Below are 13,958 nucleotides of genomic sequence, written 5' to 3'. Positions count from 1 at the left end.
ACCGATCGATGCCCAGGTCGGGTATTACGATCATGTAGTCCTTTTTTATCTTACCCGGCCCGGGCACATTTAGCAAGCTTGGTAGGAGGTGAGTGAAAAGAGGAAAACTATCACAAATCGTAGTGGCTGCTGACAGTTGTTACCTGTAACCGATGTACGTGAAGGAGACACTATATGATGCCCGGGAAATTAGTTGTTCCGTCACTGTTAGTCTTGATCTGTTGCGTTATTATCTCCTGCAGTGCGCCTGCCGCGCAGCCTCAACCCGTTGTTACGCCAGCACAATCAACTACCACTGAAAGTCAGCTTCCGGTAGTCATTCACTATCTTACCGTGCAACAAGAGACGGAAGGTTGGCCACTTATTATTGGTACCCTAACCCGAGAGTATCAGGCCAACCATCCTAATGTTGAATGGAAATATGAAAACTATCCGCAGACTGACCTGGTTCAGCGTATCCAGCTTTTAGCGGGTAGTGATAGCCTTCCTTTCATGTTTAATTACGAATCCGGTGCGCCACTTCGTGATCTGGCAGCAAGTGGTAAAGTGCTTGAACTCGAGCAAACATTTAAGGAGCTTGGTATCTACGACCGGCTGAATCCTGGTGCAGTAAGCCTGTTAAAGAACCTTGTTGGTGGTAGTGGCCTCTACGCCTTGCCTCTGGAGTTGAATATCGAGGGCTTCTGGTACAACAAGCAAATTTTTGCGGAGCACAATCTTGCGGTTCCAACAACGTGGGACGAACTACTGGCAGTTGCTGACAAACTCCATCAAGCTGGTATCCAGCCATTTGCTGTGTCTGGTTTACAGAAATGGCCCCTTACCCGTCTCATTAATGGCTACGTGATGCGCGTATACGGTTACGATGTTATGAGTCGTGTAGTCAATGGTGAGTTAAAGGTAACGGATGCTGGCTTTATTGCTGCTGCCCAGATTGTGCAGGATATGGCCATGAAGGGCTATTTTGGTCAAGGTGTCAACACACTGGATTATGCTCCGGCGCAAGATCTATTTCTGCAAGGCCGGGCTGCTATGTATTATATGGGAAGCTGGGCACTACGCGATTTCAATAATCCAGAGTTGAATAAAATCGGTATCGACAATATCGGTTTTTTCAATATTCCGCTCGTCGAAGGCGGAGTAGGCACTCTCAACGATTATTCGATCAATGCAGGTTTAACAACTTCTTTCTCTCAGAAAGAGTTTAGCCGTAATCCGCAAGGGTATGGTGAATGGATGAAGGCCGTTTTCAGTGCCTACGGAGATCGGGCAATGAGCGAACTTGGTATGATCACAGGCTTTACTGTCAGCCAGATTCCAGATAATGTTTCGCCATTAACCAGGTTAACCGTAGCAGAAATTGATAATGTAAAGAACGGTGCACCATGGTTTGAAGCATATTTCAATGCCCGTACCCAAGCGGTAGCTACTGATAATGTGCAATTACTCGTTACAGGTGATATGAGCCCAGAAGAATATATGGCTGAGCTACAGAAAGCTATTGATGAACAATTGCCATAAACCCTAGAGCAGCCAGGTGTACCACTTGGAATAGCCAGGGATTGGTTAAAGGTTGTTGGCGATGGTGTAGGTTTCTGGTAGTCAACCATGATACTGCCTGCACCATCCCAATTCCAAGACAACTCAAAAAGTGAAGGAGCAAGGGTGTGAATCAGACATTACGTGATCGAAAAGCACTTTTAGTTTTTGTCGGCCCTGCCTTGACACTCTACGTAATGATTGTTATTGTTCCGATTATTTGGACGGTAGGATATTCCTTGTTTGAAGGCTCTCCTATTACCGGTTTTCAATTTGTTGGCTTGGGTAATTATGGAAAATTATGGCAAGATCAGGATTTTATCAATGCATTTTTGTTTAGTGCCAGATATGCATTAGTTGTAACTGCTGGCCAGGTTGGTTTTGGGTTGCTGTTAGCGCTCTTATATCTATTTTTCTTAAAAAGATCCTCCGCTTTTATTCGAACACTGGTATTTTTTCCGGTCGTCTTGCCAACGGTTGCTGTTGCTCAAATCTTTGTCAAGCTATTCGAGATTACTCCACAGTATGGTCTGGTTAATGCCATATTTGCTGCGATTGGTCAGGAGTCCTGGGTACAACCCTGGCTAGGGCGCTCAGATAGTGCTTTTTGGGTGGCAGCGCTTATGAATATCTGGACGGCGATGGGTTTCTATGCTGTAATTTTATATGCTGGCTTACTTGATATTCCAAATGAAATTATCGAGTCGGCTCGACTTGATGGGGCTAATGGGTTTAATCTTGTTGTTTTCGTTATTCAACCCTTACTGACCCCTGTTCTGGTCACATCGATAATTTTTAGTCTTAATGGAACACTAAAAGTATTTGATCAACTGTTGGCATTAACTAACGGTGGTCCCGGGAAGACAACAACACCTCTTACTCTTTACATGTATCGAGTGGCCTTTAATTACAATGATTATGGATACGGGAGTACAATCGCAATAATTTTGATGATTGAATGTTTAATCGTATCGCTACTTGCCTTTCGTTTTGCTCGTAGAGATGTATCATAGAAGAGGATTTTATGCGCATGCTAATGACCTCAACGATGTTGACTTTACGGAAGCAATCTGTTTGGAAACTGCTTATTTGGACTTTAGTTGTTATATTAGTCCTGATCGAGCTTTATCCATTAACCTGGCTCTTGCTTTCATCGTTCAAGGCTCCTGCCGAGTTTAGTTTAAACCCAATCTATGCTTTACCAGAAGGGTTTTATTGGCAGAACTATATTAGGGCCTGGACGGAAGGTCGCATGGGTGTCTATTTTCGAAATAGCCTAATGGTTACAATACCATCACTATTTTTAATACTTTGTCTGGGTTCTATGGCGGCATTTGGAATAGAAATTTTAAAATGGAGATTTAACAATGTAGTATTAGTAATCTTTCTACTCGGGATAATGATTCCGGTTCAGATGATCTTATTGCCGCTGTTCGCCATATATAATCAACTTCAGTTACTGAATACCTTTACTGGCTTGATACTTGTCTACACCGCCTTTGGCCTTCCCTTAACGATTTTTTTGCTCGTTAGTTTTGCGAAGTCACTACCGCATGAGGTTCTGGAAGCTGCTTTGATCGATGGTGCTAATATCTATCAAATATTTCTCTACATTGCCCTACCAATGATGGCCAATGCGATTATAACTGTAGGATTAGTGCAATTCTTCTTTATCTGGAATGATTTATTGATTTCACTAACTTTTATTAGCGATAGTGAATTGAGAACAGTTCAAACCGGACTGTTAAGCTTTGTTGGCCGTTTTGGCCAACGTGAATGGGGACCAACATTTGCATCTATTACAACAAGTGTTATTCCTATACTCTTCTTGTATCTAATTTTGAATAATGCGATTATGAAGGGACTTACTTCTGGAGCAGTTAAGGGTTAGATTGTTTTGCTTGAATGGAGCTATAACCATGTCATATGAACAGTTGTCTACTTCTCAGTCTCAAGTTAGCAGACTCATTGTGCGTGTTGAACACTATCAGTCCACACTTGGTATTGGCAATCCTTGTCCTCGCCTGTCCTGGATCATTGAAACAAATGCTACAAACTGGCTCCAGACTGCGTATGAGATTGAATGCTACACCAAAGACGGCCGGGTCAGAGGTCGAACCGGCTGGATACACTCCCCGGAATCCGTTCTGGTACCCTGGCCGTTTGAACCGCTTACTTCGCGTGAGCAGGTATTAGTACGGGTTCGTGTGCGCGACAACAAAGGCGACATTTCACCCTGGAGCGAGATGCTGCCGATAGAAGCTGGTTTACTGAAAGTGGGTGATTGGAGTGCACGATTTATTACACCTGATTGGGATGACGATATCTTAAAACCCCAGCCTTGTCCAATGCTACGGCATGAATTTCGTGTTGATAACGATGTAATTCAGGCACGCCTGTATATTACATCGTTAGGGGTATATGAAGCTCAAATCAATGGTGTTGTTGTAGGTGATCAGGTTTTAGCTCCTGGTTGGACAGTCTATGATCGACGATTACGCTATCAGACATTTGATGTCACGATGCACTTGCGCGAAGGAATCAATGCGATTGGCGTGATTTTAGGTGATGGGTGGTTTCGTGGGCGGCTTGGGTTTGGCGGGGGAAGACGTAATATCTACGGTAATCGACTTGCAGTGCTGGCTCAGCTTGAGATCACGTATCGTGATGGATCAACTCAACAGGTTTGCACCGATCAAACCTGGCGATCTACAACTGGGCCGATTCTGGCGAGCGATATTTATGATGGCGAAATATACGATGCACGTCTTGAATTGCCCAATTGGTCAAAACCTGGTTTTGCAGATCATCAATGGTCAGGCGTGCGTCTTCTTGAGTGGGATTTTAGTACGCTGGTAGCTCCTATCAGTCCACCAATACGCAGGATTGAAATGGTACTACCAGTTGCCATCTTTTCTTCTCCCTCTGGACGTACCATTGTTGATTTTGGTCAAAATCTGGTTGGGCGAGTTCGTCTTACTGTAAGCGGTCCGCCTGGACAAATGATTACCGTGCGTCATGCTGAAGTGTTGGAAGGTGGTGAATTAAGCACGCGCCCTCTCCGCTTTGCTGCTGCCACTGATCGGTATATTTTGCGTGGAGATGGTACCGAGGTTTGGGAACCACGCTTTACGTTTCATGGATTTCGTTATGCTGAAATTGATGGTTGGCCCGGTGAACTACGTACAACAGATATTGTTGCGGTTGTAATCCATTCCGATATGGAGCGAATCGGCTGGTTTACATGCTCTGATCAACTGCTCAATCGGTTTCATGAGAACGTCGTCTGGAGCATGCGCGGAAATTTTCTTGATGTACCAACCGATTGCCCTCAACGTGATGAACGCCTGGGATGGACGGGTGATATTCAGGTTTTTGCCCCTACAGCCGTATTTCTTTATGATGTTGCAGGATTGTTGCAATCGTGGTTGATTGATCTGGCTATTGAGCAGGAAAAATTGGGGGGGGCAGTGCCGCATGTCGTGCCAAATGTGTTAGGCCCCTCTGCTGCCGGTGCTGCGGCCTGGGGAGATGCAGCTACAGTAGTGCCATGGGTGCTGTTTCAACGCTACGGGGACAAAAGGGTCTTGGAAACTCAGTATAAGAGCATGCGATCATGGGTTGATTACATTGCTACCAAAGCTGGCCATACATATTTGTGGGATCGTGGCTTTCAGTTTGGCGACTGGCTGGACCCAACTGCACCACCAGATAAACCAGGGCAAGCACGTACTGATAAAGCGATAGTTGCGAGTGCCTATTTCATTTTTTCGGCGACATTAGTTGCCAAAGCCGCACACGTGCTGGGTTATGATGCTGATGCTGATTTTTACGCAGATCTTGCGCATAAAGCACGCTTTGCATTTGCTAAAGAGTATATTACCCCGGCCGGTCGTCTTATGTGTGATACAGAAACTGCGTATGCACTGGCACTGGTTTTCGATCTCTTCCCAACGGATACACAACGTCGTTATGCAGGTGAGCGATTGGCAGCATTGGTGCGTGATAGCGGCTATCATATCCGTACCGGCTTTGTGGGTACCCCTTTAATCTGCGATGCGTTGTGCAGTGTAGGGCACTGTCGAGTCGCCTATCGGCTATTAATGCAACGTGAATGTCCTTCATGGCTTTATCCGGTAACGATGGGGGCAACAACCATTTGGGAACGATGGGACTCAATGTTACCTGATGGTTCGATTAATCCAGGTGAGATGACATCATTCAATCATTATGCACTAGGAGCGGTAGCCGATTGGATGCATCGTACCATTGGAGGATTGATCCCCGTCGAACCTGGCTATCGCCGTATTGAATTTCGCCCTCAACCTGGTGGCGAAATTGTGTATGCACGGGTGTCGCATCGCACACCCTATGGATTGGCTGAGTGTTTCTGGCGTATTGAAGAGGGTGTGTTTTACCTGCGCGTGGTAGTGCCACCGAATACAACTGCACAGGTTTTCCTTCCTGGACGTGATGATCAACCTCTTGATGTGGGTTCTGGTATCTGGCAATGGTCGATTCCTTGTCAGGATACAGCGACTCGTGGTTCGTACACAGTGGATGACTTGGTCGACGAGATTATAGACGATGAGGTAGCTCGTGAAGCTGTCAATCAGGTTTTGTCTCAAGTAGATGCCTGGCGTCTTTTTGGTAATTTACTGCTCAATGAGCGTAGCGCGTCATTGCGGGAAGCTATACAGGCACTTCCAAATAGCGAGATAGTCATTGAGCGGTTGAATGCACTTCTGACCCGTATTCCTAAAAAGGATGGCATATAAGGTCGGAAGAGGGCCGTTATGTTGGAGTCTTGTTGTCGAAGCTATGCTGGTAATCAATCTTTAGTATAGGGTGAGGTTGATTCTAGATCCTGCTATGTGTCGATTTGGATTTTGTTAATTCTTTTACTAACCTGAAAGGGGTGAACCGTGCAGCAATTCGCATTCCCAACGGGTTTTTTGTGGGGAGCGGCCACTTCTGCCCATCAAGTAGAGGGTAACAATATCAATAGTGATAGTTGGGTGTTAGAACATTTGCCTGATACTATATATGCTGAACCGTCGGGTGATGCATGTGATTATTATCATCGTTATCCAGAAGATATTGCACTATTGGCTCAGTTGGGTTTTAATGCGTATCGTTTTTCTATCGAATGGGCACGCATAGAGCCGGAAGAGGGTGAATTTTCTTTCGCTTCTCTTGAACATTATCGTCGTATGCTGGCAACTTGCCATGAGCATGGCTTGAAACCGGTTGTCACCTTGCATCATTTTACGTCACCGCGCTGGCTGATCCGTGCTGGTGGGTGGTTAGATCCAAAAACCCCTGATCGTTTTGTTCGCTATTGTGAGCGCGTTGTGCATTATCTCGGTGATTTGATTGCTGGTGCCTGTACATTCAATGAACCTAACTTGCCAGTCTTGTTGAGCAAAATAATGCCGGCTTCGCCTTTAGCAAGTCCTTTCTGGCGTGCTGCGGCTGCAGAGTTTGCAGTTACACCGGATCGTTTAGGGATATTCCAGTTTGTAAGTCAGCCGCGTATGCGAGAGATTATCTTCGCTGCCCACCGTCGTGCGTTTGAAGTTCTTCATGACGGACCGGGAAGTTTTCCAGTTGGTATGACACTGGCATTGGTTGATATCCATGCCGGACCTGATGGTGAGCGTATGGCAGCAGAGTTCCGTCGTGAGCTTGCAGAGGTATACCTGGAGCAATTACGCGAGGATGATTTTGTAGGTGTGCAAACCTATTCACGGCTTGTTGTGGGCCCTGCAGGGATTATTCCGCCTGGTGATGATGTGGAAAAAACGCAAACGGGTGAGGAGTACTACCCTGAAGCAATTGGTGGTACGATTCGTCATGCGGCAGCAGTCGCCGGTATTCCTGTTGTTGTTACCGAAAATGGTCTCGCAACTACGGACGATACTCGGAGAGTTGAGTATTTTCGACGAGCCTTGCGCAGTGTTGCTGAATGCTTGATCGACGGTATTGATGTACGAGGTTATTTTGCCTGGTCAGCATTGGATAATTTTGAATGGATTAGTGGTTATAAACCTAAACTTGGGATCATCGCTGTAGATCGAACGACACAAGCTCGTACCCCAAAACCAAGTGCATATTGGCTTGGTAATGTAGCACGTTTCAATTACTGTGTTTTTGATTGATCTAACCTATAATGACTGCTACAATTTTATCCTACAACAACCGGCTATCGAGTAAATGCCCCATCCGTACCTGCTTTGCCAGCAGGTAGGCAGCACTGTAGTTGTTCGCCGGCATTTGGAGCGGTACGCGCTCGGTTACAGCAATGCCGTGCTGTTCAATGCCGGTGATTTTGGCAGGGTTGTTCGTTAGCAGGCGCACGCTTTTGATCCCAAGATCGGTCAGGATGGCAGCGGCCACGCGGTAATCGCGCATGTCGTCGGGGAGACCGAGGGCGCGATTGGCGTCAACGGTATCCAGTCCTTGTTGCTGGAGGGCATAAGCGCGAATTTTGTTTACCAATCCGATTCCCCGCCCCTCTTGGCGTAAGTACAGGAGCACGCCGCGTCCCGCCTGTTGAATAGCCGTGAGCGCCGCTGCCAGTTGTTCACCACAATCGCAACGGTGTGAACCGAAAATGTCGCCGGTCAAACATTCGGAATGGAGACGAGTCAGAACCGGTTCCGGTGTGTGTAGCTGGCCGCAGGTCAACGCTATCTGTTCTTTCTGCTCTGCGTCGAGATAGACCACAATCTGAAAGTGACCGAAGCGGGTTGGTAAGTCAGCCATAGCAGCACGGGTGATGGGAAAGAACGTTGTCATATCTAAGCCTCTGAGTCTTCAACTGGATGCAATGAACCGGTGGTAACCGGCGTTGGTTGCACGAAGGTTAGTACCGTTATCAGCCATGCACCGAGCAGCATCAAGCTCCCAATCAGATAGGGAGCATCGGGGCCGATCTGGTCGAAGATGAAACCGAAGCTCAATGGGCCGATCACCAGTGCGATGCTGATCAGGGTCTGCATACCGCCGAGAATGGCTCCCTGGCGACGATCACCGGCCCGGAGCGAGATCAGGCTCGTCAGGGCGGGAACTGCTAATCCCATGCCGGTTGCAAACATGGCAGCAATGGGAAAGAGTCGCCAGCTTTCATTGTGCACCAGCCCCACGAGGGCAAAGCCGAGAGCCATCAAGCCCAGTCCGCCACCGGCAAGGTGCCTCTCACCGAGCAACGGTTGCAGTATCCTGAGCAGGACGCCCTGGGTAACCACGGCGCACAGACCAACGAATACGAAGAGGACGGCATTTTGTTCCGGTCCCCAGCCAAAGCGGGTCATGGTGAAGTAGGCAACGTTGTTCTGTAACCCGGCGAAGGCGATGTTGAGGATGACAACTGCGCCAAGGAGCGGACGTATCTGCGGCAGGGTCAGAACGGTCACGGCTGCTGCAAAGGGGTTTGTCAGCCGCACCGGTTGGATGCGTCGCCGATTGGGTGGCAGGGTTTCGGGCAGGGCGATGGTTGCCCAGAGTGCATTAAGGAAGGCAATCGTCGCCGCTACCGCAGGTGGTAGCGCTAATCCATACTGACTCAGCAACCCGCGATGGCCGAACCGCCGATTAGTCCCAGGCCGAAGGCTGCCCCCAGCAACCCAAATCCTTGTGCGCGTCGCTCTGCGGTGGTGGTATCGGCGATATAGGCCTGCGCTACCGGCATGCTCGATCCGGCTGCGCCACCCAGCGCGATAGCCAGGATGACCAGCGGCAGTGAGCCGGCCAGCGCCAGACCGAGGTAGGCTACCGCTGAACCAAACAGGCAGATCAGTAAGACAGATCGGCGTCCGATGCGGTCAGAGAGGGTGCCCAGGAGTGGTGCTGCCAGTAATTGCATCGCTGCATACAACGAGCCAAGCAAACCGATCACTGTGGCGTCGCTCACCCAGGTTTTGACGATAAAAGGCAACAACGGCATGATCAGGCCGTACCCTAGCATATCGACCAGCACAGAACCGGCGACGATGACATGGTGCCGACTCACGGTGTTCTCCTTTGCGCGGCGCGAGCCTGGTAGATAGATTGCCGGGCAGTGTGAAGGACGGTTGCACGCATCTGATGGTCGGCCCTGCAGGGAGCGCTGAATTGAATGCGCACCGGTGTGGTCGCCAGATGGGGCCATAACACCTGAAGAATGGCTGCCAGCCAGCGCCGGTCTTCTGGATTACGATGCAGCAAGGTCAGCGGGTGATGCAGAGCTGCCTCGGCAAGAACATTACTGACAATTGCAGTCACGACCGGTACGCCACCGGCGATCCGGCCAAAGAGATCAAGACTGGACGACCAGTCTTCCAGGCTGGCACTGGCAGTGTCATCGTGAGCCGGATCGGGTTCAATCCGTCCGGCAGGAAACGTCAAAACAGCACCACCCTGCTGCAAATGACGTAAAGCAGTTCGCAGGGCATTCATCCGGTGTTGAGGGGTAGTACCGATGGGGATGATTGCTGCTGCGGTATTGGGAAGTGTACGCAACAGCGGGCGGGCGATGGCGATGATTTTGAGATCATTCCGGTTGAGCGCAGTGATGAGTGCCGCAGCGTCGAGGAGGCCAGGATGGTTGGCAACGATGAGTAATGGCCCCTGGGCGGGTGGTTGTGGGCCTACGATGTCCAGGCCAGGTGCAAAAAGTGAGCAGATCCAGGCGCAACCAGCCGGTAATCCAGCCTGCCCAACCAGTGCATCGAATGTCAGTAACTGGCGAGCAAAGCGTAGGGCCGGTGGGCGGGCCAGCACGGTAGACAGCCCATACAACCACGGTGGTTTGCTGATACCAAAACCACGCAACATGTCGGCAGTGTTGAGCCAGGTCAGGTCGGCCAGCGCAGACGATAAAGACTCGCCAGAGGCAGTGTATTGTTCAACACGGACAACATCTGTCCGCTGAGTTGTCGATGACACCATATTGAGCAAAGATGATCCTATCAGATGGTCGGTTGTAGCGCACCGGTCATCAGGCAACAATGCCACACGGCACCGTATAGTATTTCCACTCGTATAGGTATCATACCACTATATTAAGCCAAAATCGCGTTACAATGAATATACACACTTTTTGCTAAAGGAGAACAGGTATGGCGACAGTCATCGTGAACGATGTCGAAATGACGGCCCGTCCCGGTGAACGCATTCTCGACATTGCACGTCGCAACAGTGCGCACATCGGGTTCGTCTGTGATGGCACCGGTTTTTGTCAGACCTGCAAGGTGCGGGTGCTGGCAGGGGCTGAGTTTCTCAGCCCACCGAATGATCGGGAGAAGAACTGGCTGCCAGATGCACGTCTCCAGGAAGGATGGCGTCTCGGTTGCCAGGCGTCAGTACGCGGCAAAGGGCCGATTGCGGTGATTACCAACGCCGAGGAATTGCGGCTCCAGGCGTTTGCTGCTATCAACCCACCTGCCGGCTCCAGCGTGGCAACGAATGTCAGTTCGCTGATCACCAATCTGACGCAGCAGAGTATCGATCAACTGGTCGGCTACCCGTGGAATATGTTGAACGCGATTGCGACAATTGGATTGGGACGGATCATTAATCCCTGGCAATCGATGGAGCGTTTCAGTCAGTGGTTGACCGATATTGGGAAAGTCGTAGAGCAGACCCTCAATTCGCCGGCACCAGCCCCGCCGAGTGACCCGCTGGCACGGGTGCGGGCAGCCGCTGCTGAGGTACGGCGGGCGAGTGAATAATTGATCTGGGTGGCGTTGTTGCAAGTTAACAGTGCCACCCACGTTGTTGGCTACTGACATCGGTTATCGTGATGTAGCAAGAGTCATGGTATGCTACTTATCAGCACAACAACCTGATAAGGAGTTACCATGCAGCAAACACAGAGCGAACCAAAAACAGCATTAGTCGTTGTTGCCCATCCTGACGACGCCGAATTTGGTTGTGGTGGCACGCTGGCAGCGTGGGCGGCGGAGGGCTGGGAAATTACCCTGGTGGTTTGTACCGATGGCAGTGGTGGTGGCCCCGATGATGCCACCGATGTTGGTCCGGCGGCCCGACGACGGATCAGCGAGATACGCAAGGCTGAGCAGCAGGCGGCGGCGAAGATTCTCGGCCTGAAAGAGGTGATCTTTCTCGATTACCCCGACGGTATGCTGCAACCGACGCTTGAGTTGCGGCGTGATATTGTGCGTCAGATCAGGCGTATCCGGGCGCAGCGCGTCGTCTGTCAGTCGCCAGACCGGGTGTGGACACCACAATATTCAATTCCGCGCTTTCATCCCGATCATCTGGCAGCCGCTAACGCGACTCTGGCGGCGGTCTATCCAGCAGCGCAGAACGGCTGGGATTTTCCCGAATTACTGGCCGAAGGCTATCCACCGAGCAAGGTGCGTGAAGTCTATATTACCGGCGCACCGGTGTTAAACTTTGCGGTAGACATCAGCGCTACCATCGAGCAGAAACTGGCTGCGTTGCGCTGCCATGTCTCGCAGTTGGGCACCGATCAGACCGAACTGGCCGGGCGGGTACGGCAGTGGGCTGCCGAGCGGGGACAAGAGTTTGGTCTCCCACTGGCCGAAGCGTTTCATCGAGTCGAGAATTAAGCGCATGCATTTGACGCTAACGCCAGACTCGGCTATACTACTTCTGGCGGGCCGGTAGCTCAGAGGTAGAGCACCTGACTTTTAATCAGAGGGTCGTGGGTTCGATCCCCACCCGGCTCACCAGTAAAGCCTGATGTCGTCACGACATCAGGCTTTTGTGTTGATTGCAAGGTTAGCGATGCGCCGGCCTCACCTCCCCACCTGCTGCCGCTTTTGATCAATCCGTTGTTCGGCGGCGAGACGTTCCAGGTCGTATTCATTGTGATCAACAAAGCGCATTCCAGCCGCCAGGAAGGGATGGACGGCGCTGATCTCGCGAAACATGAGCTGTGCGATCTGGCGGTAGCTGGGGTGGCCTTGCCGGGCGCTGCGGAGTTCAATCAGGTGGTAGGCTTCACGCAGGTTGAGTTTGATCCGCCAGCGCACCCGAAAGGCAAGCGGTACTGCATACTGCGCTTCGTTGGGGAGCGTGGCCTCAAGCGCCGTGACCAGGTCGGCAGCCTGTTCGAGCGCCGTTCGGTACCGGTCGGCAACCCCGATCTCCTCCAGTTCTGGTGGCGTGACGTAGCCATGACGCACGGTGAAGCGCTGGCGTTCCTGGGTGAGGACGCGGTGCCGTTGCAGATCGCGATACGCCCCGATGTCGGCCAGGATGTCGAAGGTGTAGTACGGCTCCTCGAATGCCCGACCGGGACGATGGAAGCGGTTGGCCCGATCACCGACAGCGGCGTTGATCAGGGCATGGCGTTCTGCTTCCGGCATAGCTGCGACCAGCTCTTCGATAGCAGGCAATGGCAGATCGAGGTGGGGATAGAGGATGGCTGCGGCGAGTTTCCATTCGGCACGCGGATCGTAATCAACCAGCGTGACGGTCACCGGCGTGGTGGAATCGGCTTCGACCGGTATCTGATGGGCCAGCGCTGCCACCTGCTCCCGCGTCGTCGCAAGATAGTCGGCATACGCCTGCCCACGGTCAGAGCGGGCACGCTTGACAAACGATGGAATGACCTGATCCAGTTCGGCCTGAATCATCTTGCTCAGCGCCTGCGCTTCGGCAAATGGTGAGGCAGCCAGCTTGATGATCAGATACTCAAAAGCCCGGCCATTGCCGAATAAGCCGACATTGGTTTGGGTTGCCATCGGCAAGAGTCCGCGCAACAGATCAAGCGCTTTGGCCTGAATAGTATTGCGATACGCACGCGGGGTTGTTGCCTCGTCACGCGGGTACTGTTGTTGGAGCCACGCCTGAACAGGTTCCAGCAATTCACTGTAGGTCGTGAAGAGATGATCCATCACCGCGACATAGCGGTCGGCCAATGGCGATGCCATGATGGCCGGTTCGCGCAGGTAGGGATAACCGTCCGGTCCTTTGCGATCAAAGCGAACGTAGCGGGTTGATTTCTCAAGCGGTGAGATACCGAGCCGGCTATCTTCGAGCAGTTTGGCGGCAATGTTGCTCACCCCCTCACACGCCAGATGTGCCCCGCCAAGTTCAGCCACCGAGTCGTCACCGTACCCGATGAGCACCCGGTCGTAGAACGCCTCTGCCTGACGGGTAGCGATCAGTTGTGCTGCTGGATTGTGATCCTGGGCTGATACCATGGCGGAAAAGCCAGACTCTGGTTCGTTGATAAACTCGTCGAGCAAGAGCCGCCGCAGACTTTTGCTACTGCGACTGTAGCGGGCAAAGAGGGCACCTTTCACTACTTCCGGTAGGTTGCGCAGACAGAAGATGGGGCGATCTACATTGGTTACAAATGGCTGAAGCAGCTCGATTTCCTGCTCTGTAAACGTTTCGGGCTGTTGGGTCTCCATGCGTTTTCCTCTGACACGCGGCGTGTC

12 protein-coding genes and 1 tRNA gene are annotated in these 13,958 nt (G+C 51.1%); 8 read left to right on the top strand and 5 right to left on the bottom strand.

Features of this window, described 5'->3' with window-relative positions:
- Positions 1 to 174: 174 nt before the first annotated feature.
- The 5 genes from CAUR_RS01865 to CAUR_RS01845 all read left to right on the top strand — a co-directional run bounded on the left by CAUR_RS01865 (position 175) and on the right by CAUR_RS01845 (position 7,700).
- Entirely contained in the window at positions 175 to 1,521 is a 1,347-nt protein-coding gene (locus CAUR_RS01865; RefSeq protein WP_012256270.1) for an extracellular solute-binding protein, read from the top strand.
- A gap of 146 nt (positions 1,522 to 1,667) precedes the next feature.
- Positions 1,668 to 2,552, top strand: coding sequence for a carbohydrate ABC transporter permease (locus CAUR_RS01860; RefSeq protein WP_012256269.1), 885 nt, complete (start codon positions 1,668 to 1,670; stop codon positions 2,550 to 2,552).
- Positions 2,553 to 2,563: 11 nt separating this feature from the next.
- Positions 2,564 to 3,430: a carbohydrate ABC transporter permease gene (locus CAUR_RS01855; protein ID WP_012256268.1), complete on the top strand. Its 867-nt coding sequence runs from the start codon at positions 2,564 to 2,566 to the stop codon at positions 3,428 to 3,430.
- 28 nt (positions 3,431 to 3,458) lie between these two features.
- Positions 3,459 to 6,317 carry a glycoside hydrolase family 78 protein gene (locus CAUR_RS01850; protein WP_012256267.1) on the top strand — a complete coding sequence of 953 codons (2,859 nt, stop codon included), beginning with the start codon at positions 3,459 to 3,461 and terminating at the stop codon, positions 6,315 to 6,317.
- A 147-nt stretch (positions 6,318 to 6,464) separates the two neighbouring features.
- On the top strand, positions 6,465 to 7,700 hold the full coding sequence (locus CAUR_RS01845; protein ID WP_012256266.1) for a glycoside hydrolase family 1 protein: 1,236 nt from the start codon (positions 6,465 to 6,467) through the stop codon (positions 7,698 to 7,700).
- 31 nt (positions 7,701 to 7,731) lie between these two features.
- On the opposite strand, the gene ribA is transcribed toward CAUR_RS01845, so the two are convergent.
- From ribA to CAUR_RS01830, 4 genes are read right to left on the bottom strand one after another with little or no spacing between them, the layout of a single operon-like run.
- A complete protein-coding gene (ribA, locus tag CAUR_RS01840; RefSeq protein WP_012256265.1) occupies positions 7,732 to 8,340 on the bottom strand; it encodes a GTP cyclohydrolase II in 609 nt (202 codons plus the stop codon).
- A 2-nt stretch (positions 8,341 to 8,342) separates the two neighbouring features.
- The gene (locus CAUR_RS21380; RefSeq protein ID WP_242605025.1) at positions 8,343 to 9,113 is read right to left on the bottom strand and encodes an MFS transporter; all 771 of its coding nucleotides are present in this window, start codon (positions 9,111 to 9,113) and stop codon (positions 8,343 to 8,345) included.
- A complete protein-coding gene (locus tag CAUR_RS21375) occupies positions 9,107 to 9,553 on the bottom strand; it encodes an MFS transporter (RefSeq protein ID WP_242605024.1) in 447 nt (148 codons plus the stop codon). Before CAUR_RS21375 ends, CAUR_RS21380 begins: the two co-directional genes overlap by 7 nt.
- Entirely contained in the window at positions 9,550 to 10,470 is a 921-nt protein-coding gene (locus CAUR_RS01830) for a 1-acyl-sn-glycerol-3-phosphate acyltransferase (protein WP_012256264.1), read from the bottom strand. Before CAUR_RS01830 ends, CAUR_RS21375 begins: the two co-directional genes overlap by 4 nt.
- A gap of 170 nt (positions 10,471 to 10,640) precedes the next feature.
- On the opposite strand from CAUR_RS01830, the gene CAUR_RS01825 reads away from it, so the two are divergent.
- From CAUR_RS01825 to CAUR_RS01815, 3 genes are all read left to right on the top strand, one after another.
- Positions 10,641 to 11,252, top strand: a complete 612-nt coding sequence (locus CAUR_RS01825; RefSeq protein WP_012256263.1) for a 2Fe-2S iron-sulfur cluster-binding protein — start codon at positions 10,641 to 10,643, stop codon at positions 11,250 to 11,252.
- A gap of 129 nt (positions 11,253 to 11,381) precedes the next feature.
- Positions 11,382 to 12,116, top strand: coding sequence for a PIG-L deacetylase family protein (locus tag CAUR_RS01820; RefSeq protein WP_012256262.1), 735 nt, complete (start codon positions 11,382 to 11,384; stop codon positions 12,114 to 12,116).
- Positions 12,117 to 12,164: 48 nt separating this feature from the next.
- Positions 12,165 to 12,239: transfer RNA gene (locus tag CAUR_RS01815), tRNA-Lys, on the top strand.
- Positions 12,240 to 12,305: 66 nt separating this feature from the next.
- On the opposite strand, the gene CAUR_RS01810 is transcribed toward CAUR_RS01815, so the two are convergent.
- Complete coding sequence (locus CAUR_RS01810) at positions 12,306 to 13,931, bottom strand: FAD-dependent thymidylate synthase (protein WP_012256261.1); 1,626 nt, start codon at positions 13,929 to 13,931, stop codon at positions 12,306 to 12,308.
- Between the last annotated feature and the right edge of the window lie 27 nt (positions 13,932 to 13,958).

It is taken from the genome of Chloroflexus aurantiacus J-10-fl (assembly GCF_000018865.1).
GTDB lineage: Bacteria > Chloroflexota > Chloroflexia > Chloroflexales > Chloroflexaceae > Chloroflexus > Chloroflexus aurantiacus.
The sequence above is the reverse complement of the archived record's forward strand: the minus strand, read 5'-3'. Positions and strand labels throughout refer to the sequence as shown.

Bases quoted from the DNA above. Each gene is read 5' to 3' on its own strand.
- CAUR_RS01865 (WP_012256270.1), top strand. From the start codon at position 175: ATGATGCCCGGGAAATTAGTTGTTCCGTCACTGTTAGTCTTGATCTGT.
- CAUR_RS01855 (WP_012256268.1), top strand. From the start codon at position 2,564: ATGCGCATGCTAATGACCTCAACGATGTTGACTTTACGGAAGCAATCT.
- CAUR_RS01850 (WP_012256267.1), top strand. From the start codon at position 3,459: ATGTCATATGAACAGTTGTCTACTTCTCAGTCTCAAGTTAGCAGACTC.
- ribA (WP_012256265.1), bottom strand. From the start codon at position 8,340: ATGACAACGTTCTTTCCCATCACCCGTGCTGCTATGGCTGACTTACCA.
- CAUR_RS01830 (WP_012256264.1), bottom strand. From the start codon at position 10,470: ATGGTGTCATCGACAACTCAGCGGACAGATGTTGTCCGTGTTGAACAA.
- CAUR_RS01825 (WP_012256263.1), top strand. From the start codon at position 10,641: ATGGCGACAGTCATCGTGAACGATGTCGAAATGACGGCCCGTCCCGGT.
- CAUR_RS01820 (WP_012256262.1), top strand. From the start codon at position 11,382: ATGCAGCAAACACAGAGCGAACCAAAAACAGCATTAGTCGTTGTTGCC.
- CAUR_RS01810 (WP_012256261.1), bottom strand. From the start codon at position 13,931: ATGGAGACCCAACAGCCCGAAACGTTTACAGAGCAGGAAATCGAGCTG.